The sequence below is a fragment of the Sphingopyxis sp. genome, assembly GCF_035944815.1.
Classification (GTDB): domain Bacteria; phylum Pseudomonadota; class Alphaproteobacteria; order Sphingomonadales; family Sphingomonadaceae; genus Sphingopyxis.
In genome coordinates this window covers 115,488-137,933 of record NZ_DASZAU010000004.1, presented here as the reverse complement: position 1 = coordinate 137,933, position 22,446 = coordinate 115,488, and the positions used below count along the sequence as shown (strand labels likewise).

Here is a 22,446-nt window from a genome sequence, read left to right as displayed (position 1 = left end):
CCGGCAAATGGCCATGGTTCATCTACGACCGCCCTTCTCCGCGATCGCCGCGTGCAAGGCCTCGACGACTTCTTCGGTTCTTGCCGTTGCCGCGCGCTCGAGGATCTTCGAGATGCTGGGAGACGCCTCGCGGCCAGTAACCCGAAGGACCGGCGCGTCCAGCCAGTCGAAAAAACGCCGCTGGATTTCGTCGGCGAGCCACCCGCCATAGGAAGTCCCAATCGCGCCCTGCTCTACGAGCAGGACGCAATTTGTCTTGCGGATGCTGGTCTCGATCGTTTCCCAGTCGAGGCTGGCTCGATCGAGCCACCGCAAATCGACGATCTCCGCGTCGATCGACGACTGCTCGACAGCTTCCAGGCTGTGCGAGACCATGGACAGATAGGTCAGCACCGTCACCGCTTGTCCGCTTCGGCGAATTGCCGCGCGCCCGAACGGGAGTTGGTAGTCGAGATCCGAAACCGGGATTTCGCAATCGCGGGCATAAAGATCGACATGTTCGATGATCAGAACGGGATCGTCGAGCGCAATCGCTGTGTTCATGAGGCCGACATAGTCGAAGGCCGTGGAAGCGGCGGCTATTCTCCAACCCGGTGCCGTGGCGAATATGCCGGCCGGGTCCATGGAATGCTGGGATCCATAGCCGGTTCCCATGGCCACCTTGGTACGAAGGACCAGCGGAACGCCGTCGTCGCCGCCGAACATGTGCCTTGCCTTGCCGATCTGGTTGAAAACCTGGTCTGCGGCGACCCACAGAAAGTCGGGGTACATGAATTCGACGACGGGCCGGCACCGCCCGTCCATCGCAGCGCCGCCCGCGAGACCGACGAAGGCGTTCTCCGAGATCGGTGTGCCAAGGATCCGGTCGGGAAAGCGCTCGGCCAGTCCGCGGGTTGCGCCATTGGTGCCACCCTTCAGACGGTGGACGTCCTCTCCGAGGACGAACACGCGCGGGTCGGTTTCCATGCGCCGTCCCATCACTGCCGATACGACATCGATGAACTTTCCCGCTCGCACGATGCCATTATATGTATCGCGCTCGCAGATCGCGGCGCCGGCCAGCTCGGCCAGATCGCCGCGAACCCCCACATCTGCAAAGCCCGGGTCGGGCCAAAATGCCGGCCGTATGCGGCGCTTTCCGCCCTGCGCAGGGTCAAGTTCGACCAATGCCGCCTCGGCGCGGGCCATCGCCTCGGCGCATGCAACGTCGAGCCGATCGAGCTCATCGCGCGCCGCGAGATTGCGTACGAGGAGACTATGCTCGACCATCGCGATGGGATCGCGGTCCTTCCAGGACTGCTCTTCCGCCTTCGGCCGGTACCCGAATGCACTGCCGGGGAGAGGACCGTTCTGGTGAAAATAGCGGTATACCTCGGCCTCCACGATGGTCGGGCCTCCACCCGCGCGCATGTGGGCGACAGCAGCCTCCATCGCCTTGTAGACCGCGAGACTGTCCATCCCGTCCACTTGCCACGACGGAATCCCGAAAGCGAGGCCGCGAGCGGAGAGACGATGCTCTGCGGTTGCCTCGTCGACGGTTGTCGATACCGCATAGCCATTATTCTCGATGAAGAAGCAGACCGGCAGTTTCCACGCCGCCGCAAGATTCATCGATTCCAGCACCGACCCGATGTTGACGGCGCCGTCGCCGAAATAGCTTACGGAAACCGCATCGCTTCCCGACCATTTCTGCGCCCAGGCATTGCCCATGGCGAGCGGCACCCCGCCACCGACGATCGCGTTCGTCCCAAGTGCCCCCGCAGCCTTCCACTGGAGATGCATCGAGCCACCGCGACCCCGACAATAGCCCGGCGCGAGTCCGAGAATCTCCGCAAGCGTCTTGTAGAGGATCTCTTCGACCCTGAGACCAAATGGTTGCGCCGGGTCGAAGCCACCCGGGAGCGCAAAACCGAGAGCCTTGGCAAGAAACTGGTGATGCCCCCGGTGCGATCCGTTGACCGCATCGTCAGGGCGCAGCGCGAGGATCGAACCGACGGCCCCGCCTTCCTGCCCGATACTCGAATGCGCCGGACCATGCACAAGGCCCTGCCCGGCAAGTTCGAGCACCTTCTCCTCGAATGCTCGTATCAGACGAAGCTGGACAAGCATCGTGCGAAGGAGCTGCGGATCTGCCTCTTCCCAGTCACTGCCCGAGGCATCGAGACGAACCCATGGCGCCGCCGGCAAAAGCTGGTGAACGGTCGTCACATGATGCTCCGGAGCGTTTGCGCGGTCGACGACTGAAGCACGCTATTCATCCTCTTTTCGATTCAGCAGACCCTGGCAGGAACACCCGACCGGGGCATCGATTGTATACATTGATTCCAAACTTCGGCAATCCCGTCTCGTGCCAGAAGATTGGGATGCCCCATTTTTCGATCTATATATTTGTTATATCATGGTTTTATCCGACCTTGCCATTTCCCATTCCGTGGCATCGCCTTTTCCCTCTCGGCATTGCAAGCTTTAATGTATCCATATATGACGCTGCGGCAATAATGTAGAGTGAACCACGGGAGATGGAGATGACAGGCAGTCTTGGTACGCGACGGGCGCTGGTGACGGGTGGCGGCAAAGGGCTTGGACGGGCCATCGGTGAAGCGCTGGCGGGTGCGGGCGCTCGGGTTGCTGTCCTCGACCTCGATATCGGCGCCGCGGCTGAAACGGTCGCGGCGATCGGCTCGGCCGCCACCGATTCCTTTGCCATCGAAGGCTCGGTCAGCGATCCCGACGGTCTGTCCGATGTGTTCGCGGCTCTCGACGCCCGATGGGGCGGGCTGGACATTCTCGTGAACAATGCAGGGATCAACATGAACCAGCCGACGCTCGACCTCAGCATCGAGGACTGGCGGCGAACGGTGTCGATCAACCTCGACGGAACCTTTTTCTGCGCCCGCGAGGCTGCGGAGCGGATGCGCGGCACGGGCGGCAGCATCGTCAATCTGAGTTCCATTTACGGCATAGTGGCCGCGCCGAACCGCGCGGCCTATTGCGCGACGAAGGCGGCGGTATCCATGCTGACGCAGTGCCTGGCGATCGAGTGGGCCGAACTCGGGATCAGGGTGAATGCGGTCGCACCGGGCTATGTTCTGACGCCGGCGATCGAGACGCTGAGCGGCCAGGGAAAAGTCGACCTGGCGGCAGTGCAGAATCGAACGCCCCAGAAGCGCCTCGCCGAACCTGCAGAGATTGCCGACGCTGTATTGTATCTTTGCGAGGATCGTTCCCGCCACATCACCGGGCAGACGCTCGCGGTCGATGGCGGCTGGACCGCCTACGGCTATCTGTGACCGGCAGATCAGCGGCATTGGCCAGCGGTCCGCACGATCATGACACGTCCGGCGCGCCGCGGCGGCGGTGGCGCCATTCGAGCCCTCGAACCAGTCGGCTGTGAAGCCGGTGGTCGATCGGATAGGCCCAGATCGCGATCGCGCTCGCGGCGAACAGCAGGAGCGGTCCGGCGGCGTAGAGGAGGACGATGCTGCGAAGGGCTGCATCTGACTGCGGGACGTTGGCCACATAGCCCGACAGATCGAGGAAAATCCCGATCATCCCGGTGCCAAGTCCGAAGGCAACCTTCTGCGCGAAGCTGATCATGCCCACAACGGCACCCTCGCTGCGTACCCGGCTCTGCCATTCGCCGAGCTCGACCGTATCGGGAAGCATCGACCAGAAAGTCAGGACGAACGCTGAATTGCCGATTCCGGTCAGGATGATGAGCAGCCACAGCGCCGCCCCTTCCCGCGGCGCAAAGAGCAGCAGCAGGGCATAGGCACACATATTGACACCGACCCCCGCCAGCCAGACGAAACGCTTGCTGGTTCGCCGGCTGATCATCATCCAGGGAATCAAGGCCAGAGCAGCCGACGTCAGGAGCAGTACGAGGCCAAGCGTGACCGCCGCCTCCGAGCCAACCCAGTATTTCATGTAGTATACCAGAGCCTTGCCGGCCATCGTATAGCCGGTGGCGCCGACGATCGTGGCCACAAGCAGCATGAGAAATGGCCGGTTCCCCGCCAGCGACCGCAGCATCTCGGCAAGGCTCACAGCGGGTCCGGTCTCGAGTTCGCCGGGCTCCCGGGTCGTCGCGAAACAAAAGAAGAGGATGATCGCCGCAATGCCGGCATAAATGAGCGTCACGACGAAAAAGCCCTCCCGGCCGCCGCCGAGGAGCCCTGCAAAGGGTAATGTGACAGCAGCGATCAAGAGACCGCAAAGGATCGCGAACATCATCCGGACACCGGCAATCTGTCCCCGGACCTCGCTGTCGCGGGTGATTTGCGCCGAGAGCGAGACGAATGGCACCTGAACGAATGTGAAGAGCGTCCGGTAGATAATATGGGTCGCGAAACAATAAGCGACGAGCCACGATCCCGTGAGCGCCACTGGATAAAACATGGCGATAACGCTGAGTGTGAGCGGGATTGTACCGAACAGAATATAAGGGCGGTACCGCCCCCAACGCGATCTTGTCCGGTTGGCGATCACCCCGACCAGTGGATCGCTCACGCCTTCCCAGACAAGCGCTACCATGATGATCATGCCGGCGGTCGAGGCCGGAAGCCCGACGATATCCGTGTAATAATAGAGCAGGTAGAGCGAGCAGAGCTGAAAGCTAAGGCAAAAGGCGAAATCCCCCACCCCGTAGCTGACGATCTGGCGCCAGCTCATTCGGCTATCCGTCTGCATCAATGATCCTGTCTTTCAAGCAGTGGCCGGGGCCCTGGACGTGGTGGCGAGGCAGGCTATGCGCCATGCGCCGATGCGCCGCGGGAGGAGAATATCCGTCTCCCCCGGCGGCAATCGCGTCAAAACCTGGCGTCGAGCGAAATACCCCAGCTGCGATTCCAGTCGAAGCTCGGGCGGGCGATGTAAGAACTGCCGCCCCCGCCATTGAAGCGGCTGACCGAATCCGGCTGGATGAACGGATACGCCTTATCGAGGAGGTTCCGCCCGAACAGGCTCACGCCATATCGCCCGTCGGACGTGCGAACCCCGATGCGACCGCCGAGCATCCACTGCGCCCCTGTCCGGGTGACGGGGTTCGGCGTTGGCGAGAAGTCGAAACCCGATTGGAAAGCAAGATCCGACTGGATGAACCCGTCCAGCGAGGACGAGAGACCATGGGTGTATTCACCGTTCAGCAATACGCGCCACTCGGGCGTGTTTGCCAGCTGTCCCACCGGAGCCGTCGTGCCGTCGGCCGAGCAGGTACCGACACCGCGAACCTGTTCCGGGTTACACGCCACGAGGAAATCCTTGGCATATTTCGCCCGGTTGTAGACGATCCCGCCATTCAGCGTGAGGCCGGGCAGCGGCCGTCCGGAGAGGCCGAGTTCGAAGCCCTGCGACAGGACGTGCGACGCATTGCCCTGTGCAAAGCCCGGGGTAGGATTGGTTGCAGTGGCGGGGGTGAAGACGGCCGTCTGGAAGTTCTCGATCTTGTTGCTGAAAAGCGCCAGCGTCATCAGCATCCGGCCGTCGAGCAGCCCGGCCTTCAGGCCGAGTTCGAAATAGAGCGGCTTTTCCGGTTCGATCACGAGGCGCGTGAGCGGCGGGCTTGCCGTGTCATTGACAGCCGGCCCCTTGTAGCCTTTCGATGCCGTGAAATATGCCATCAGATCATTGTTCGGCTTGTATTGAGCGCCCAGTTTCCAGGAGAAATTGTCAACCTTTACCCGTGCGAAAGCATCGGAGATGGCAAAGGCCGGCGTATAGAGATCGAAACCGAAATCCTGAACGCTCGGAAGGGACGGATTGAGCGGATCGCGGTTCTTGAGCGCCACCACCTCGTCGCGCAGCGTCTCGTGCGTGAAACGCCCCCCGGCGATGAGCGAGACGGTGTCGCTGACGTGGAACTCCGCCTGGCCGAAGGCCGCATAGCTCTTCTGATCAACGTCCGTGGTCCAGACTCGCCCGATGCGGGCCGTTGCCGGCAATCCGAACAGGGTACCGAGGCCGCCGAGCGTACCGCCCTGGATCGATGTCACATTCTGTCGCGCGTCCTGATAGTAGAGGCCAGCGACGAAGGAGACGAACTGGTCGTCGGGCGATGTGAGGCGCAGTTCCTGGCTGAACGTGTCATAGTCATATTTGCCGGCATTGGTGCTGAGGATGTCAGCGGGCAGGAGATCGGTATCGCCGCCCTTGCCAAATTCCGGACCGACGGTGCGCCAGCGGCGGGCCGTGATCGACGTCAGGACATAATCGCCTCCGAGGTCGTAGTCGATCTGCGCGGATAGCCCGCGCGCGCGATCCTTCGCAAAATCCTTCGACACACCCTCCGAGCAGTTTTCGCGGTTCGTCGGGCTCGCCACAATTCCGCAAGCCGCGATTGCGTTGCGCAGTGCGTCGGTCTTCACGACTGCAAATGTACCGGGCGTTGCGAAGCTCCCGAGGCTGCCGCTGTTACCCCCGATACGATCATAATCGCCGATAATATTGATGGTCAGGCGCTCGGTCGGTTCCCAGAGGAAGCGCGCGCGGCCACCGAAGGAATAATTCTTGTTCGTAAAGTCGAGCAGCGTGTTGCGAACGAACCCGCCATTCTGATCATAATGACCGCTGACGCGGAGCGCGGCCGTTGAACTGACCGGGACGTTAAGCGTCGCACGCTGCCTCAGATATTTGTAGTTCCCGAAGCTGGAGTGGAAAATGGCTTCGAATTTGGAGGGATCCGGCGCCTTGGTGACGACATTGACCACCCCTGCCGAGGCATTTTTTCCGAAAAGCATGCCCTGAGGACCGGCCAGAACCTCGACACGTTCGAGATCGAACAGGTTCGAGATCTGCGCGCGCCCGAGCACCACCCCGTCCAGAACGACCGACACCGATGCCTCGGACGATTGCGCAAAGCCCGCGGTCGATATGCCGCGAATGCCGACGCTGCCATTACTGCTGCCGGCAAAGTTGCCCGATGAGCTGAGCGCCGGAACCGACCGAGTAAGCTCCGATATCCCCGACACATTCTGCCGTTCGAGTTGCGCCGCCCCGACCACCGTGACGGACACCGGAACGTCTTGCAGCTTCTCCTCGCGGCGCTGGGCCGTGACGATGATTTCGCCCGCCTGGACATTGGACACTCCGTCCACCGTGTCCGCTTCCTGAGCCAGCGCCGGCGCCGCAGGAACGATCGCAGCCGCACAGGTGGTAAGCAGCAGCAAGGCCTTTCGTAACGTCATGGTCAATCTCCCAATTGATTATCTTGTCGTTTTTCGTTCGGTGTTCTGGTGGCGCCCGCTCAATCGGCGGGCTTGCCTGGATGCCAGAGGCGGACCGGGGAACCGGTCTCGTAGCCGCGCCCTCCCGGATAGCTTACGAGTTCGAGCTGCATTCCCCAGGGGCTCAAAAAATAGACCCAGGTCTGCCCTGCGTTGGGGCCGCTTTCGCGCAGCACTGGCTCGCCGAGTATCCGCAGCTGCTGGCCGCGCAAATAGTCGAGCGCGACGCCGAAATCATCGACATAGAAGGCAAGATGAAAGCCGCCGACGTCGCTGTTGGCCGGGATGTCGCGTCTCTGGGCCGGCGCGTCATACTCGAAAATCTCGAAGTTCGACCCGTGACCACAGCGCAGGAGGCGGATGCGACAGGTCGCGCGCGGGTCGACATTGAGCTGGTCATGCATCCAGCTCCCCGTGGCGTCCGATATCGGCGGGAGATCGCAGACGAGATCGCATCCCAGGACCTCGACAAAGAAGTGCGTCGCCTCGTCGAGATCGGGCACCGTAAACCCGATGTGATCGGTCCCCTTCAGGCCAGGGAGGCCGCGCTGATTCGCCATTTGTATCCATCGCCCATCAATTTTGCCCGTGCATACCCCGATTACGCACAATTGCCAAGTCGTATGTATACATTGATGCCGATATCGCGCCAACCCGCGGGATAATCGCCCCGGTCGTATGCAACCCTACTCTGTCACTCCGAGAAATCGCGCAATGAGCGCCAGTTGGTTCTCGAGCATCGCCTGCCCGGGATGGATGGCGAGGCCTTGCTCGCGCGCGGCCTGCAGAAGGGCCGTGATCGGCGGCTGCATGATGACCTCCGCAATCAGCGCGTCGCGCCGCGCGCGCGACACGTCGAAGGGATGCGAATCCTCGGACTTGAGCCCGGCGGACGTGGCATTGACTGCGATATCCGCGGCGCCGAGCCCCTCCTCTCCGACGCTGATCTCCAGCGCAGGAAAGTGACGCGCCAGACGCCGCGCCAGCACTTCGGCCTTCTCCGGGGTCCGGTTCGCGATGGCAAGACGAGCAATGCCCGCGGCCGCCAGTGCGAACGCGATGGCATTCGCCGCGCCGCCGGCCCCCGCCAGAAAGACGGATTGCCCCTCGATCCTGTGACCGGACGCCCGCAGCCCGCCCACAAAGCCGAGACCGTCAAAGATTTCGCCCACCAGGCTGCCATCGGCGTCGCGGCGGATGGAATTGACGGCACCAGCCATCGACGCCTGTGCCTCCAGACGATCGCAGAGCGCGGCCGCGCTCACCTTGTGCGGGGCCGTCACGACAAGTCCCGCAAGCGATTGCATACCCCGCAACCCCTCGAGCAGGGCGGGAAGCCCGGAAGAATCCACGTGGCAAGGCACCATCACAATGTCCCGGCCACGCTCTGCTGCGATTGCGTTCAGCGCCTGCGGGGTCTTGACGTGGGCAACGGGGTCGGCGGCGATAAGAAGGACGCGCGTCGCGCCCGTTATCTCAATCATGAGGATATCCTTATTGGGTGATGCTGTGGTGACGCCGCGCCAGGCGCTCGACTTCGCCGAGCCGCAGACGAACGCCGGTTCCCGGCTCGGTCGGTGGATGGAGACGTCCTTGCCGGACCCGGTCGAAGGGCGACTGCTCGATGATCCGATGCACCTGGTCGAATGGGCGGTCGGTCGGAAACATCTCGACATGATCGGCGATGCCGAACCCGAATACGCAATGCTCGTGCGTCTCTGGATGTTCATGATGCGACACGCGGATCTTCTTTCGGCGAGCAGCGGTCGCCAGCTGCTCAAGAGCGGTGACGCCGCCAATCGCCGTTGCATCGACGCGTAACAGATCGACCGCTTCAGTCTCGACGAGGCGGAACAGGTCCGCGGCAGAACTGCATTCGTCGCCGCACCCGATGGCAAGATCGGTCTGCCGCCTGAGTGCGATGTAGTTCGAGGCCGCGGAACTCGGAAACGGATCCTCGATCCACGCGATACCGAGGTGCCGGATCGCATCGAGCATCGCGAGATGCGGCTTCGACTGCTTCCACGACCACGCAAAATCGAGCACGATATCGGCGGATTGGCCGACTTTCTCCCGGAGTTTTTCGAGTCGCCCGATAAGATCTCGTGGCTCGGCATAATGACCGGCTTCGAGCTTTATCATCGAAAAGCCCTCGGCGACGCGAGCCGCCAGCCGATCGACAAAGGCCTCGCCCACCTCATCAGGCAAGGCATAGCCCTCGACGATCAGGACGGGAACCGGTTCGGGGCATCCGCCGCCGAGATGGCGCCACAAGGGCAGCCCCGCCGCTTTCGCGCGCAGGTCGTGAAGGCAAATATCCAGCGCAGACCAGGCCCGGCGAACAGCGCCCTCCGTCTCGACCGCGGTGAGCTCGCGCTCGATATCTGTCCAGATGGCGCGATGCTCGAAAATGTCGCGCCCAATCAGACGCGGCGCAAGCAGGTCGGCAACGATGACGTCGAGCGGAGAGCCGCGGCTCTGCGTCACGCAGTCGGCGACCAGATCGCCCGCGCGCATGCGCACGACGAGATGCGAGCGCCGATGTACGAGGAATCGTCCAAGGTTGATCGGTTGGGGCAGAGGCAGGTCGCACGCCCACACCTCAATCTTGTCAATTTTCAAGCCATCCTCCTCACCCGTACGAAGCGCGTCGCAAGCAATGTATCCATTGGGCGCAGGAATGCCAGATTTTTCTGCCGAAGACCCACTAATCGGATACATTTTAGCGCGCGAAGGATGTTCGTACGTCCGCCGCCGAGGCTTGCGGGACTAGTCGCCGCCCATGATGAGCGGATGATCGGCGAGCGCGAGCCGGGTACGCCGGATATGAACGGTAAGGAGGCTCGCCGCAGTTTCGGCATCCCGGCGCTTCATGCTTTCCATGATGAGGCGGTGCTCGTGATTGATGACCCATCGCCCTTGCGGCCCGATCATACGGGTGTAGGCGCGGCGATATTGCTGGGTACGATTCCAGTAGCGCTGGATCAGGCGAACAAGCTCGGGCATTCCCGCAGCGACGTAGCTGCCGAGATGGAACTCGCGATCGAGGCGCAGGAATTCCTCGATGTTGCGCGCCAGTTCGATGCGCTCGACGAGGCTCTCCAGCGCCGAAAGCTGGTCTTCATCGAGGTGCGGAACGCTTTCGGCCAGCGCCAGCGGCTCGATGCGCTCGCGTATCTTGTAGACCTCGATACATTCGGCATAGTCGAGCTTCGCCACCCATGCACCGCTGTTCGACTTGAGCGTGACGAGCCCGTCCGATTCCAGGTAGCGAATGGCTTCGCGTATCGGGATCCGGCTCATGCCGAAGCGGCGAGCGAGATCTTCCTGGAGGATACGCTCCCCCGGCGCCAGTTCACCGGACAGGATGAGGTCGCGGATCTGGTCGATCACGCGCTGACTGGCGACGCCGTTCAATCGTTGTTCCGCCTCGGGCTCTTCATTCATCTTCATTCTGCTGACTTAGCAGGATGTCGCTCCACGTAAACGGGGAGCATCGGACCGCGAAAGGATGCGACCCTGTCATTGCAGATTGCCGATCGGCAAATCGAGGACAATCCCGTCGAGCGACAGCCGCGCCGAAGTATCTGACAACGGATTGCGATCAAAATGCGGAAAATTGCTCGACTGGAGCAGGAGCCCCAGCCGATGTCCGGCCTCGAACCTCCATGCAGTGTCCGCAAGTGCGATTTCGGCGCGTCGAGGCCAGCGCGTGCTGGCGCTGGTATCGCCCGTGCTGACGCGGATGTGGCCGTCCGTGACGAGAAGTTCACGTCCGTCGGGGTAGATGTCGAGCAACTTTGCGAAGACATCGCAGCCCGGCCGATCGCAATCGAGATCGAAGACGATCCTCGTCTGTCCGGCTACCAGGATCGGTTCGGCGAGCTGATCGCCGATGGCCAGCGACACGCCGGCATGGCGCGATGCCGCGCGCTGGTCGAGCGGTCCGGGGGTGAGACCGGCCAGCGGCATGGTGCGGCCACCGACCGTGCGCACGGGATCGTCGAACCGGTACTCGAGCCGTGCTGACCCGCCCTCGCCATCTTGAACCAGTCGCCCCTCGCGCGGCGACAGCAGGCGTCGCTCGGCGTTGACCGGCCAGCGCGAAGCTGTTCTCCAACCGGCCCGGGGCATTTCGAAAAAGCGGACGGGGGGAACCTCGCTTCCGCCTTCTCTCAGATAGCGGTCGAAATAGGCGATGTGTTGAGCCGCCATCCCGGCGCCTGCCGCGGACCCTGTCAGACCGAAATTCAGATCCCCTTGCGTGGGGCCGGGCTGGCCGCTGTGGGCCCAGGGGCCAAGGACGAGATGGCGGGGAGACGTGCCTTCTGTTCCCGCCGCGATCGACGCGCGAAGATACATGTCGAACCAGCCGCCGATCGCAAGGATCGGCATCGCGACTGATGCGGGCGACACCGCAGGCGTAATCGGATCGCGGCTCAGCCGGTCATGGGTCACCGGGAAATCGGGGAGCGCAAAAATCGGCGCAGCCGACACGGGGTGACTTTCGTGAAGCGGCGCCGGCTCGGAAAGCCAGCCAGCGAACATATTCGCGGTGTCCGGCCGGCCATTCTCGAGAGCCCAATCGATACCCACGGCGCACAACCATCCGAACAGATGGTCGAGCCAGAAAGCGCCACCGGTCTCCGCGATTTCGCCTTGGGCTACCCCGGTCATTGTCGGCGCGATGGCGCGCAGCGCAGGAGGAGAGAGAGCCGCAGCGGCGAACTGAACGATGCCAGCATAGGATGTGCCTGCCATGCCCACATTGCCGTCGCACCAGGGCTGGCTTGCCAGCCATTCGATGCTGTCGAAGCCGTCGAGCCCTTCCTGTTCCCAGTCCAGCGGCGTCCACTTGCCCCCGGACGCAAAACGACCCCGCGTATCCTGCACGGCCACTGCAAACCCGCTTTCGACCAGTTGCTGGGGGCGGATGAAGTCAGACGCGAGACGCGATTTGTCATATGGCGTCCGGATGAGGATGGCCGCCACAGGCTGTGCATCGTCGGGCAGCCAGAGGTCGGTCGCGAGCGCGACCCCGTCACGCATCCGGCAAGGCTCGTTCCGCCGGACAGAATATCCGGCCGCGTTCACGACGGCCGCGTCGGGGCCATGATCGTCGAAAACTTCTCCGGACGGCCGGTGCGGGGCCCTTCCGAATAGCCGTCGATCATGCCCAGACCATACCAGTGCTGGAAGCCGGCAAGTTCCAGAAGCTCGGGCGAAGCCCCGGCGATCACCTCCGGGCGGAGTGAAACCGTGTGGTTTTCCTGAGGCCTCAGGAACGGCGCGCAGTAAGCGATTATCATCCCGTGCCTTGGCGTGTCGGTCACATTCTCGCCCGTTCCGTGCCAGAGGCGGCCGTCCCAGACCATCAGCGTCCCGCGCGGCCCGGTCGACGCCACTGTCGCGATCTCGTCACCCTCGGCGGGCCAGCTGCGAAGTTCGTGCGTTTCAGGGACAACCCGCGTGGCGCCATTGTTTTCGGTGAAATCGTCGAGCATCCACATCGTGTTCGCGATAAGCGGAAACGGCGTCTCGGCGGGTGCGAACACCTGATCACCGTGCAGCCGCTGCGCCATCCCGCCGCGGCGTGCGATGTTGGCGGTGCTGGAGAACAAAAGATGGGCCGGCCCGACGATGTGGCCGGCGAGCGCGCGCGCCGTCTCGTTAAGGGCGAAGCTGGCAAAAATATCGCCCTTGTTGAGCAGGTTCCACACGCGCTGATTGGCAGCCTGCTCCGTCGCAGCCGCCGTATAGCCCGAGTCCGTGTGGGCGACGCCCGCCTCGGCCTCGCCCGCCGCCTGCTCGACAAGCCGCGCGCGGGCGGCCTCTATGTCGGCCATTGATGCTGCGCCGGACACGCGGGTCACACCGTAGCGAGCGAGATCCTCTTTCGCCTCCTCGATGCTGGCGCGGATGGGCGGAAGTACTGGCTGACGCCCCGCTTGGGTGACCGACATATCTATCCTCAATTCCCGTCACGGCATCGCAGCGGTGGCCGAAGATTTCTCCGGGCTCGCGGGCCGCATATGATAATCGACACCGCCGCTGCGGTGCCGCCCTCACGAAGAGGACAGCGGCATATGGATACATTGGACCGGAATTGTCAATCCAGAACGGCAATTATACGCCTAAACTCGCTATATATGTATCCGATTGAAGTATTCTCCGCGCGGCATGGCAGCTCGCAGCCGCTCAATCGCTTCCATGGACCGGACATAATCACCTCTATCATGCAGGAACGGCACGCCGTCGAGAACTGTCGCGCGAACGGCTGCGAGCTGCGCCGCATAGCTGCTCGGTCCAGCGACGGTTTCACTCGTCGTCTTGCCGTCGATCTCGAGCGTGAGCATGTGGCCGCGCTGGGGCACGAGCGGATTGACGACGGACATTACCCCGGAACTTCCCTCGACGCGCAATCTGACAACAGGCGCCTCGGCGACCATCGTCGATGCAAGGCGAGCCGTTAGCCCGCCTCCGAAGTCGAGCGTGGCCTCGAAACTCTCGTCGACCCCGTCCCGCATGTGCGCGTTCATCGAGACAATCGAGAAATCCTCTCCCGCGATCCTGCGCACCCAAGCCAGTGGATATACGCCAAGGTCCATCAGCGCCCCGCCGCCAAGTTCGAGCCGCCACCGGATCGGGTCGCCTGGGTCGATCGGCGCGTCGAAGACCGCGTCGATATGCTGCAGGGACCCAAGCAGCCCGCTGTGCACGATGTCGAGAATGCGGGAGAACAGCCGATGATGCGGCGAATGCATCGCCTCGAAGACAGGGACCCCGCGTTCGGCGGCGAACAGCTCGACGCGCCTCGCGTCCGCAGACGTCAGCGCGAACGGCTTCTCGACGAGCACGGGCTTGCCCTCCCGGATCGCGGCCATTGCCTGATCGGCGTGCAGCAGCGGAGGTGTCCCGATATAGACAAGATCGATATCAGGGTCGACGAACAGTGCCTCATAGTCGGGCAAGACCCGCTCGATCCCGTGCTCGGCAGCGTAATCGCGGGCTCGCGACGGATCCCGGGCCGCAACGGCGGTCACTTCGACGCCTTCGATCTCGCGCGCTGGCGCGATGACCGCATAAGTGGCGACGCGCGACGCCCCGACGAGACCGATACGAAGTTTCTTCACCTCAAATTCTCCCTTATCAGATTGCGTCGCACCCGTACTTTCCACGCAGCCATGCCATCTGCGCAGCCTCTCTCAGCCGACGTCAAAGCCGACCCCGCGCATCGCGGCAATTGCGGCGTCCTGATCCTGCTGCGTGGTCCCGCCCGATACGCCGATAGCCCCCACCACCATTCCCCCCGAACGAAGCGGGTATCCGCCGCCCACCGCCACGACCCGCGGAAGGCGGGCCAGAGGGGCAAATGCGGGATCCGCCGACAGCTGGTTCCAGACATGGCTCGGATAACCAAGCGATACCGCCGTCCACGCCTTTCCGATGGCGATGTCGACCGTCAGAAACGGCGCCCCATCGGTGCGGGCGAACGAACGAAGCACGCCCGCATTGTCGACAACCGCAACTGAGGCTTCAAAGCCCCCGTCGAGCGCCGCCCCGATCGCAGCCTCGACCAGACTTGCAGCCGCGGCGCCGTTCACCGACGCAGCGGCGCGCACGAGCGCTTCAGATCCGCTCATTGGCTTGCCTCCCCTTTTGACAGCCGCTCATTGGCCGATCGATACGGCCATGGCGCGCGCGAGAACACTCCGCCGTCGACGCAGGCCCATCCGATGAGTTCACTCGTCCTTCTCCCTAACCTCGCGCCAGCGGATGATGGCCGCGACAAGCACCCTTGTACGAGTTCACATCTAACGGTCAACAATGCTTGCAAATAATGTCCGGTTACGGGCGATGCTGGTCAGGCATTGCGGCGCTGCGATGCCGCCGCGCGGATTGAAACGCGGCGCCGTGCCAATTCGGACCGATAACCGATCAGACCTGCTGCCTTCTGTCCATCCGGGAGGATAGATCAGGCAGCCGCGCCCGCGCGGAGGATGGCGCGCTCAATGCAAAGCTCCACCGCTTGCGATCTTCCAACTTGTCGGGCGATGCCCACCAAGCTGCCGACAGGTGACCACAACAAGCCCGATCTGCGGATGAGACCGACGCAGCACGACGCGTGTCGATCGACACGCCGGCCTTTACGCGCCGGACATTGGACTGGGATAGCTCAAGCCGGTCGAGCTGGATGTCGCGCGACGGGTTGAGGGTGAGTTTTGGTGCCAGTTTGGCCATGGCCCATACTCCGGGCGGAACCCGGAAGACGCTCTCCCGGTTTCATTCCGCCGCAGGAGCCCCGCTTGCCTTTTCCTCTATCACGCCCGCCCACCGGCCTCCCCGGTCACCGCATCGGCCAGCCACCGGGCAGGCATGGCGCGACGCGGGAGCCGCGCTGCGGCGCGGCCCTGCCAATCATGGGGAAGCCCGCAATCGGCTACACTCCGGAAAACTGGTCGCACACAGAGCGAGCGACCGCCAAATTTCAAGCTGGTCTGAAAAGCAACGGCGCACCGGCCGTGCACTGGCCGCAAGGACGCCCTTGCCTCCCTCCCTCCCAACGGGTGAAGACAAGGGCGTCGCTGCAGATCTTCTGCCCGGAGGGTCGCGTTCCGGGCCGTCAGACGCTGGACGAGCAATGCCCCCCACCCGGGCAAGGTCCGGGCCAGCGGCGGTCTTCATAGCATCGGGACCGGGCCATGCGAGTCATTAACGGTCCAGCTTGACTGTAACTTACCGGATTTCCCGCCGGGTGCGACTTTGTTGCATCACATCGTTTCAGCGGTGACCATCTCGGTCCGGCCGGTAGCGGACGCACGCCTCGCGGGAACGCAAATAGCGAAGGGGCCGTGTCGCGCTTTGCGACACGGCCCCTTCTCTGACTTCACTACAGAAGCGCTGCGCGCTCCCGATCGACTAGAATTTGAAGTCGACCGTCGCGCCAGCGGTGAGGCCGCGGGCAGGTGCGATCCAGTAAGACTGGCCGCCCCCGCCATTGAAACCGGTGAGCGGGTCGCCCTGCAGGCGCGATTGGTCGGTGCCGAGCAGGTTCTTTGCGAAGATCGACGCAGCCCAGCGGCGATCGGTCGCCCTGAAGCCCACCCGCGCGTTGACGATCGTCTCTCCATTGATGTCCAGAAGCGGATCGGGAGTCGTGCCGGAGAAGCGGCTGCTTTCATAGGTGGCGTCGGCCTGGAAGAACACGGTCAGTCCGCTTTTCACTTCGGTCGCATATTCGCCGTTCAGAAGCAGGCGCCACTTCGGCACGCCGGCAAGCTGCGAAACCGGCGTCGTCAGACCGGCCGCGGAGCAGTCGCCGACCCCGGGGGTCGCGCCCTGGGCGCAAGCCACGAGGAAGGTGTCGGCGTAGGTTCCCTTGTTGTAGAGCAGACCGGCATTGAGCGTCAGCTCGTCGGTCGGACGCGCGAAGATGTTGAGATCGACGCCGCGACTCTTGATGAAGGGTGCGTTCCCGGTCGCGAAGCTGCCCGCAGGGTTCCCTGCCGACGGCGGAACATAGATCGACGTCTGGAAATCCTTCACCTTGTTGTGGAAGAGCGCGAGAGTGACGAGCACGCGGTTGTCGAAGAACGCGCCCTTCATACCGAGTTCATAGTTCATCGGGATTTCGGGCCGGATGATCGGGATCGCGATCGGCGGCGCTGCCTGATCGTTCACCGACGGCCCCTTGTAGCCGCGCGTCGCCGTGAAATAGGTCATGAGGCTGCGCGAGAATTCATATTGCGCGCCAAGCTTCCACGAGAAGTTGTTTACCTTCACGCTCTGGTTGACCGGCGCGAGGAAGAAGGCCGGCGGCACTCCCGGCGCAAAGGGGTTAACCACGAAGGAATAGCCGTAGCTTCCCAGTGTCGGCGTGGTCGTCGGGGTCAACGAGCGAGATACGTCGCTCAACTTGTCTTCGGTGTATCGCGCCCCTGCGATAAGCGAAAGCTTATCGGTGACATGGAGAGTCGCCTGACCGAATGCAGCATAGGCCCGCTGATCGATGTCGAGAAGCGTAACGCGTCCGATAATGGCGGTCGGCGGCAGTCCGTTGACGAGCCGGAGCAGAGCGCCCAGGTCCCCCAGCTGCCCGGCCTGAATTACCGAGTCCTTCTGATTCTTATCGAAATAATAGAGCCCCAGCACATATTCGAGCGTCTGGTTCGACGGCGAAGTCAAGCGGATCTCCTGGCTGAAGGTCTGGAGATCTTCGGCGGTCAGGTTGGTGTCGAGGATATTTTCCGACAGGAAGTCGCTGTCGCCGCCAGGGCCGTTATAGCCGAGATCGCCGATCCGGTGACGCCGATAGGCAGTGATCGAGGTGAGCGTATGATCGCCCAGCGCGAGGTCGACCTGCCCCGAGAAGCCATATTTTTCGTTGCGCGCCGTGATCTTGTTCACGCCGGCGGGGCAGTTTTCGCGGTTGTTCAGGCTCGCCGTAATCCCGCAGGCCGCGAGCCGAGCCTGAAGCGAGGCCGTAGGTGCGATCGCGTAGGCGATATCACGCAAGGAATTGCCGCCGCCGCGATTGTAGTCGGCAATGAGGTTGATCGACAGATTATCGCTGGGCTCCCACAGCAGGCGGCCGCGGACGCCGCGATCCCAGAATTCCGGGCGCTCGCCGGTCAGCGTGTTGCGGACGATACCCTTGCTCTGGTCGTTATGGCCGCTGACGCGCAGCGCCATGTTCGCACCGAGAGGGACGTTGACGGTCAGTTGCTCGCGATGGAACCCGAATTCCGCCACTTCGGCGCGGCCGCTCACCTCGAACTTGGTGGGATCGGGCGCCTTGGTGACGACCTGGATCACGCCCGCCGAGGCCGTCGTACCGAACAGCGTCGCCTGCGGGCCGCTCAGGACTTCGATGCGCTCGACGTCGAAAAGATTGCTGATCTGCGACTGTCCGACGACGGGCGGGCCAAGGTCGACGCCATCAAGGAGGACCGCGACCGCGCCTGCCGACGAGCGCGCGGCGCCCGTGGTGGAGATGCCGCGAATGGCGCCGGTCGAGCTGACAGACGGCACGGCGGTCGAAAGATCGTTAAGCGAATAGACGCGCTGGCGATCAAGCTGGTCGCTGCCGACCGAATTCACCGAGACCGGAACATCGATAATGCGCTCGCTGCGCTTCTGCGCCGTTACGACGATTTCGGCGGCATTGCCTGCGTCGGCGGCAGCCACATCGTCCTGCGCCTGGGCCACTCCGGCCTGCGCGGCGAATGCTACGGCGAGCGCGCTCGTCGCCAGACGAAGCGATAGAGAAAATCCGGTCATCAATCCCTCCCATGTCGGGCCATGTTAGCCCAAGGCGGAGCGCCTGCGCGCCCTTCACCAGTTTCCGCCCGGGACAGCGGGCCCCGAACCTGTTTCTGGATAGAGCGCGGCCCGCATATGTCAACGCAAAAACAATCTTGTCTGTTTGTTTGTTGCAATATTGCTGGTTTGAGAGCCTTTTCGAGCCGCCCGGTGGCGGCCCTGCGGCCGCCGCACTAGCGCAGCGCGCGCACGGACAGGCCGATCGGCTCGATTCAGGCCCGGCAGAAGCGAATCGGACGACATGTTATAAGCAATCTTGACTGTTTTATATTTTCACCTCTACCCTCTCGCTCAAGGGCAGACCGATCGCAGTGGACGACCGGTCGCCCAAAAGTCCGCAGGGATGAGGAACGACGATGACACGCGCAGGATCTGCCAACCGATGACGGGCGCTGCAAAGGCCGCGCCCGGGCCCACTGCCGACGACAGGCCGCGCGGCCGACGGTCCCGGCAGACGCAGGCCGAGCGCAGCGCGGCGACGCGCGGGGTCCTTCTCGACGCCGCGATCAAATGCCTCTTCGAACATGGCTATGCGACAACCACGACGACCCTTGTCGCACAAGTGGCCGGGGTCAGCCGCGGCGCTATGCTCCACCAGTTCCCTTCGAAGGCCGAGCTCATGACCTATGTGGTCGAGGCCGTCTTCGCGGAGGATGTCGGGCTCTACGGAGAGATGCTGCGGGGAATCGAGGGCTCGCGCGACCGGCTGCTCGCCTATCCCATGGCGGTCTGGAAGCTGATGGGTCGCCCGGCGGGCGTCGCAACGCTGGAGATATTCCAGGGCTCGCGGAGCGACGATGTCCTCGCTGAAATGCTGCGCCCCGTCCAGGAGCGGATCGACGCCTCGGCTGTCGCCGCGCTCGAGGCCGAACTGCACCGCGCGCCCTCGATCCCGCTGATGCAGCTCATCGTCGCGGTCGGGCGCGGTCTCGCGATCGGCGGCGTCATTTCCCCGACCGACAGCGATGGCCGCGCCGCCGTCGAGCTCTTCGAGGATCTGGTCGCAGCGGGGATCGATCGCGGGATCCTGCTCAAGGAAGAGCTGGCCGCGATGCGCGAGCAAAGCTAGCCGCTTGCCGTTCCCGCCGCGCTGCGGGGCGGCGCGCTGCACGACGGGAAAGCCCGAGCATCTGCGATGGCCCCAGCGTCATGCGTTCCGGCCGGCCGCGGGCGGACGCTGCCCAGGAAATGGAGCTTGATTGGACGCTAGCGGGGTCAGCCGACGATCGCGGCGCGCGCCGCATTCTCGAAATCGATCGATGCGCCGAAGGGCGCCGGGTTCATCTGGATGAAGTAGACGCCGGCGAGATCGAGCGCAGGCTCGACCCAGCTCTCGGTGCCATAGGCCCCGCCCCAGCCATAGCCCCCGACGCTTCGCCCGCTCGGATTGCCTTCCTCGGCAACGCGAACGGCGAGCCCGAAACCGCTGTTCCCGGTCACCGAGGGCAGCCAGTCGGCGAACAGCCGCCCGACGGCATTGCGGCTCATGAGCGCGAGCGTCTCTGGGCGGAGGATGCGTCGGCCGTTGAAGCTCCCCTCGCCGAGCAGCATCAGCTCGAAATTCATGAAGTCATGGACCGTGCTGCGGATGCCGCCGCCGCCCGAGATCATTCCAGGCGGCAGCAGCTCCAGAATGTCCGGCGTCTTGCTGAACTTGCCGTCCTTTGCAGACCAGATGTCGACGAGCCGGTCACGCTTTGCCTCGGGCACGTGATAATAGCTGTCGACCATCCCGAGCGGAGCGAAAATGCGCTCGTGCATATAGACATCGGCGGGCATGCCGGAGACGAACTGCACGATATAGAGCGCGGTATCGAGCGCATCGGTCGGCGAATAGGAGAATTTCGTGCCTGGCTGGAACTGCAGGATCGCGGTGCCGAGCCGCGGGATATAGGATTCCAGCGTATCGTCCGGACGATATTCGAGCGTGTTGACAAGCCCTGCTGGGCCCGCGGCCGGATCTCCTCGCCCGCTGGTAATCCCCGAGGTGTGCGTCAGAAGGTCGCGGATCACGAGCTCGCGATCGGCGGCAACGATCTTCACCTTCGCGGGATCGGTGTTTCCGGGCGGGGAGACGGCGACGCGCGGATTGGCGAAGGACGGGATATATTTGCTGACCCTGTCGTCGAGCGATATCCGGCCCTCGTCGACGAGCGTCAGGACGGCAAGCGCCGTCAGCGGTTTGCTCGACGACATGACGCGAAAGATCGCATCCTTGCGCATCGGAGTTTTCGCGACCGGATCGGCGAAGCCCTGCGCCTCGAAATGGACGAGCTTGCCGCGGCGGGCGATGGCGCTGACCGCGCCGCCGATGATGCCCGCATCGATCTGCTTCTGGACCGCCGCCCGCACGGCGGCGATGCCAGCCTCGCTCATCCCGGCTTCGGCGGGCGGCCGCAAGGTCCAGTCGAATCGGGCCGGCGCGCCCGCGGAGGAAAGTCCGCGCGGCGCACACGCCCCGAGCGCCGCCAGCGCCCCCATCGACAGCAGCGACCGGCGGCTCAGCGCCGTCCTTTCGCCTTGGCCCGCGAGGTTCCGATACATGTCTCTCTCCCTGGCTGGCGGCACGCTCGCGGTGCCGCTTCGAACCCGATATATTTTCGCCGCCTCAGACGATCCCCGCGCCGAGGCCGACCGGCCGCCGCTCCTGCGCCTTGCGGCCGCGCCAGGCGCTCGCGCGGTAGACGCCGATATAGTCCACCGCGCCGCCCGCCTCCGCGCGCGCCATCGCGAGGATCGGCCCGACATCGACGTCATAGGCATCGCGCAGCGTCCGGAACGCGAGCATCGCGTCATCGGCTTCCTGCGCTGCATGGAGACGTCCGCGATCGACAACGAGCGCCTTGGCATAGGCGGCGACGATCGCCTCGGCCGACGACATCATGCTTTCGACCGGGTCGGTGACATTGTGCGACTGGTCGATCATGTACGCCGGGTTGAACCCGTCGCGCGGATTGAGCTCGGCCTCGATCAGTTCGTTGAACACGAGGAAGAGCTGATGCGGGTTGATCGAGCCCGAATCGAGGTCATCATCGCCATATTTGCTGTCGTTGAAGTGAAACCCGCCGAGCTTGCCGAAGCGATGGAGGCGCGCCACGATCTGTTCGATGTTCACGTTCGGCGCATGGTGACCGAGATCGACGAGACATTTTGCCTTTGGCCCGAGCTGCTGCGCCGCGAGGATCGAACTGCCCCAGTCGGCGATCACCGATGAGTAGAATGCAGGCTCGAACATCTTGTGTTCGAGCAGCATGCGCCAGTCGGCGGGCAGCGCGGCGTAGATTTCGGCGGCCGCTTCGAGATAGCGGTCGAGGCTCCGGCCAAGGTCCTGCTGCCCCGGGAAATTGGTGCCGTCGCCGACCCACACGGTGAGGTCCTTCGAGCCCAGCTGCTGGCCGATCGCGATGCATTCGATATTATGTTCGACCGCTTGCTCGCGCGTGCGCCGGAGCGTCGAGGCGAGCGAGCCCGAACTGTAGCTTCGCTGCTGCCCGGGCTGGTCCTGGAAAGTATTCGAATTGACGGCGTCGAACCCCAGGCCGAGCGCCTCTGCCTGCTCGCGAAGGGCGCGATAGTCGCTGACCTTGTCCCAGGGGAAATGCGGGCTAACCCGCGGCGTCGCCCGCGAGAGCTGGTTGACGACCGCGCAATCCTCGAGCTTCTCGTGAATATTCGTGGGCTCGCCTGGGATCGGGAATTTGGCGAAGCGGGTGCCGCCGCGCCCGGCGCCCCAGCTCGGGATCGCGACAGAGAAGTCGAGAACGCGCTGCTTGATCCCCCCTATGCCGATGCCGCGCCGCTCCAGCTTGCGACCCAGCGCCGCATATTCATCCTCGATCGCCGGCATGAGGCGCGCGTTCGCCTCGGCAATCAGCTCTTCCGAAATCGGCATGGTCATTGAGCG

The 22,446-nt window shown here is 63.6% G+C and carries 17 protein-coding genes; 2 read left to right on the top strand and 15 right to left on the bottom strand.

Translation table 11 applies throughout. From position 1 onward, the window contains the following. Nucleotides 1-18: 18 nt before the first annotated feature. Nucleotides 19-2,208 (bottom strand): alpha-ketoacid dehydrogenase subunit alpha/beta, encoded by a 2,190-nt coding sequence (locus VGU00_RS06080; RefSeq protein ID WP_327466552.1) that lies wholly within the window; start codon nucleotides 2,206-2,208, stop codon nucleotides 19-21. A 317-nt stretch (nucleotides 2,209-2,525) separates the two neighbouring features. On the opposite strand from VGU00_RS06080, the gene VGU00_RS06075 reads away from it, so the two are divergent. Beyond that, nucleotides 2,526-3,290, top strand: a complete 765-nt coding sequence (locus VGU00_RS06075; RefSeq protein WP_327466550.1) for an SDR family NAD(P)-dependent oxidoreductase — start codon at nucleotides 2,526-2,528, stop codon at nucleotides 3,288-3,290. Nucleotides 3,291-3,327: 37 nt separating this feature from the next. Here the strand turns inward: VGU00_RS06075 and VGU00_RS06070 are convergent, their stop codons facing one another. From VGU00_RS06070 to VGU00_RS06015, 12 genes are all read right to left on the bottom strand, one after another. Next, a complete protein-coding gene (locus tag VGU00_RS06070) occupies nucleotides 3,328-4,671 on the bottom strand; it encodes a glycoside-pentoside-hexuronide (GPH):cation symporter (RefSeq protein ID WP_327466548.1) in 1,344 nt (447 codons plus the stop codon). 137 nt (nucleotides 4,672-4,808) lie between these two features. Continuing rightward, nucleotides 4,809-7,181 carry a TonB-dependent receptor gene (locus VGU00_RS06065; RefSeq protein WP_327466546.1) on the bottom strand — a complete coding sequence of 791 codons (2,373 nt, stop codon included), beginning with the start codon at nucleotides 7,179-7,181 and terminating at the stop codon, nucleotides 4,809-4,811. 59 nt (nucleotides 7,182-7,240) lie between these two features. Beyond that, nucleotides 7,241-7,780 carry a VOC family protein gene (locus VGU00_RS06060; RefSeq protein ID WP_327466544.1) on the bottom strand — a complete coding sequence of 180 codons (540 nt, stop codon included), beginning with the start codon at nucleotides 7,778-7,780 and terminating at the stop codon, nucleotides 7,241-7,243. Between the two features lie 126 nt (nucleotides 7,781-7,906). Then, complete coding sequence (locus VGU00_RS06055) at nucleotides 7,907-8,704, bottom strand: hypothetical protein (RefSeq protein ID WP_327466542.1); 798 nt, start codon at nucleotides 8,702-8,704, stop codon at nucleotides 7,907-7,909. A gap of 10 nt (nucleotides 8,705-8,714) precedes the next feature. Then, the gene (locus VGU00_RS06050; RefSeq protein ID WP_327466540.1) at nucleotides 8,715-9,842 is read right to left on the bottom strand and encodes a mandelate racemase/muconate lactonizing enzyme family protein; all 1,128 of its coding nucleotides are present in this window, start codon (nucleotides 9,840-9,842) and stop codon (nucleotides 8,715-8,717) included. Nucleotides 9,843-9,989: 147 nt separating this feature from the next. Further along, nucleotides 9,990-10,673 (bottom strand): GntR family transcriptional regulator, encoded by a 684-nt coding sequence (locus tag VGU00_RS06045; RefSeq protein WP_327466538.1) that lies wholly within the window; start codon nucleotides 10,671-10,673, stop codon nucleotides 9,990-9,992. 69 nt (nucleotides 10,674-10,742) lie between these two features. After that, a complete protein-coding gene (locus VGU00_RS06040) occupies nucleotides 10,743-12,269 on the bottom strand; it encodes a CocE/NonD family hydrolase (RefSeq protein WP_327466536.1) in 1,527 nt (508 codons plus the stop codon). A gap of 41 nt (nucleotides 12,270-12,310) precedes the next feature. Continuing rightward, a complete protein-coding gene (locus VGU00_RS06035) occupies nucleotides 12,311-13,183 on the bottom strand; it encodes a phytanoyl-CoA dioxygenase family protein (protein ID WP_327466534.1) in 873 nt (290 codons plus the stop codon). Between the two features lie 180 nt (nucleotides 13,184-13,363). After that, a complete protein-coding gene (locus VGU00_RS06030; protein WP_327466532.1) occupies nucleotides 13,364-14,353 on the bottom strand; it encodes a Gfo/Idh/MocA family oxidoreductase in 990 nt (329 codons plus the stop codon). 72 nt (nucleotides 14,354-14,425) lie between these two features. Further along, nucleotides 14,426-14,863, bottom strand: coding sequence for a heme-binding protein (locus tag VGU00_RS06025; protein WP_327466530.1), 438 nt, complete (start codon nucleotides 14,861-14,863; stop codon nucleotides 14,426-14,428). A 295-nt stretch (nucleotides 14,864-15,158) separates the two neighbouring features. Next, on the bottom strand, nucleotides 15,159-15,461 hold the full coding sequence (locus VGU00_RS06020; RefSeq protein ID WP_327467470.1) for a hypothetical protein: 303 nt from the start codon (nucleotides 15,459-15,461) through the stop codon (nucleotides 15,159-15,161). A 678-nt stretch (nucleotides 15,462-16,139) separates the two neighbouring features. Further along, on the bottom strand, nucleotides 16,140-18,500 hold the full coding sequence (locus VGU00_RS06015) for a TonB-dependent receptor (RefSeq protein WP_327466528.1): 2,361 nt from the start codon (nucleotides 18,498-18,500) through the stop codon (nucleotides 16,140-16,142). Between the two features lie 424 nt (nucleotides 18,501-18,924). Between VGU00_RS06015 and VGU00_RS06010 the strand changes: the two genes are divergently transcribed. Next, complete coding sequence (locus VGU00_RS06010; RefSeq protein ID WP_327466526.1) at nucleotides 18,925-19,611, top strand: TetR/AcrR family transcriptional regulator; 687 nt, start codon at nucleotides 18,925-18,927, stop codon at nucleotides 19,609-19,611. Between the two features lie 146 nt (nucleotides 19,612-19,757). Here VGU00_RS06010 and VGU00_RS06005 read toward each other — a convergent pair whose 3' ends face one another. Continuing rightward, nucleotides 19,758-21,086 carry a serine hydrolase domain-containing protein gene (locus VGU00_RS06005; protein ID WP_327466524.1) on the bottom strand — a complete coding sequence of 443 codons (1,329 nt, stop codon included), beginning with the start codon at nucleotides 21,084-21,086 and terminating at the stop codon, nucleotides 19,758-19,760. 64 nt (nucleotides 21,087-21,150) lie between these two features. Further along, on the bottom strand, nucleotides 21,151-22,440 hold the full coding sequence (locus VGU00_RS06000) for a TIM barrel protein (RefSeq protein WP_327466522.1): 1,290 nt from the start codon (nucleotides 22,438-22,440) through the stop codon (nucleotides 21,151-21,153). Between the last annotated feature and the right edge of the window lie 6 nt (nucleotides 22,441-22,446).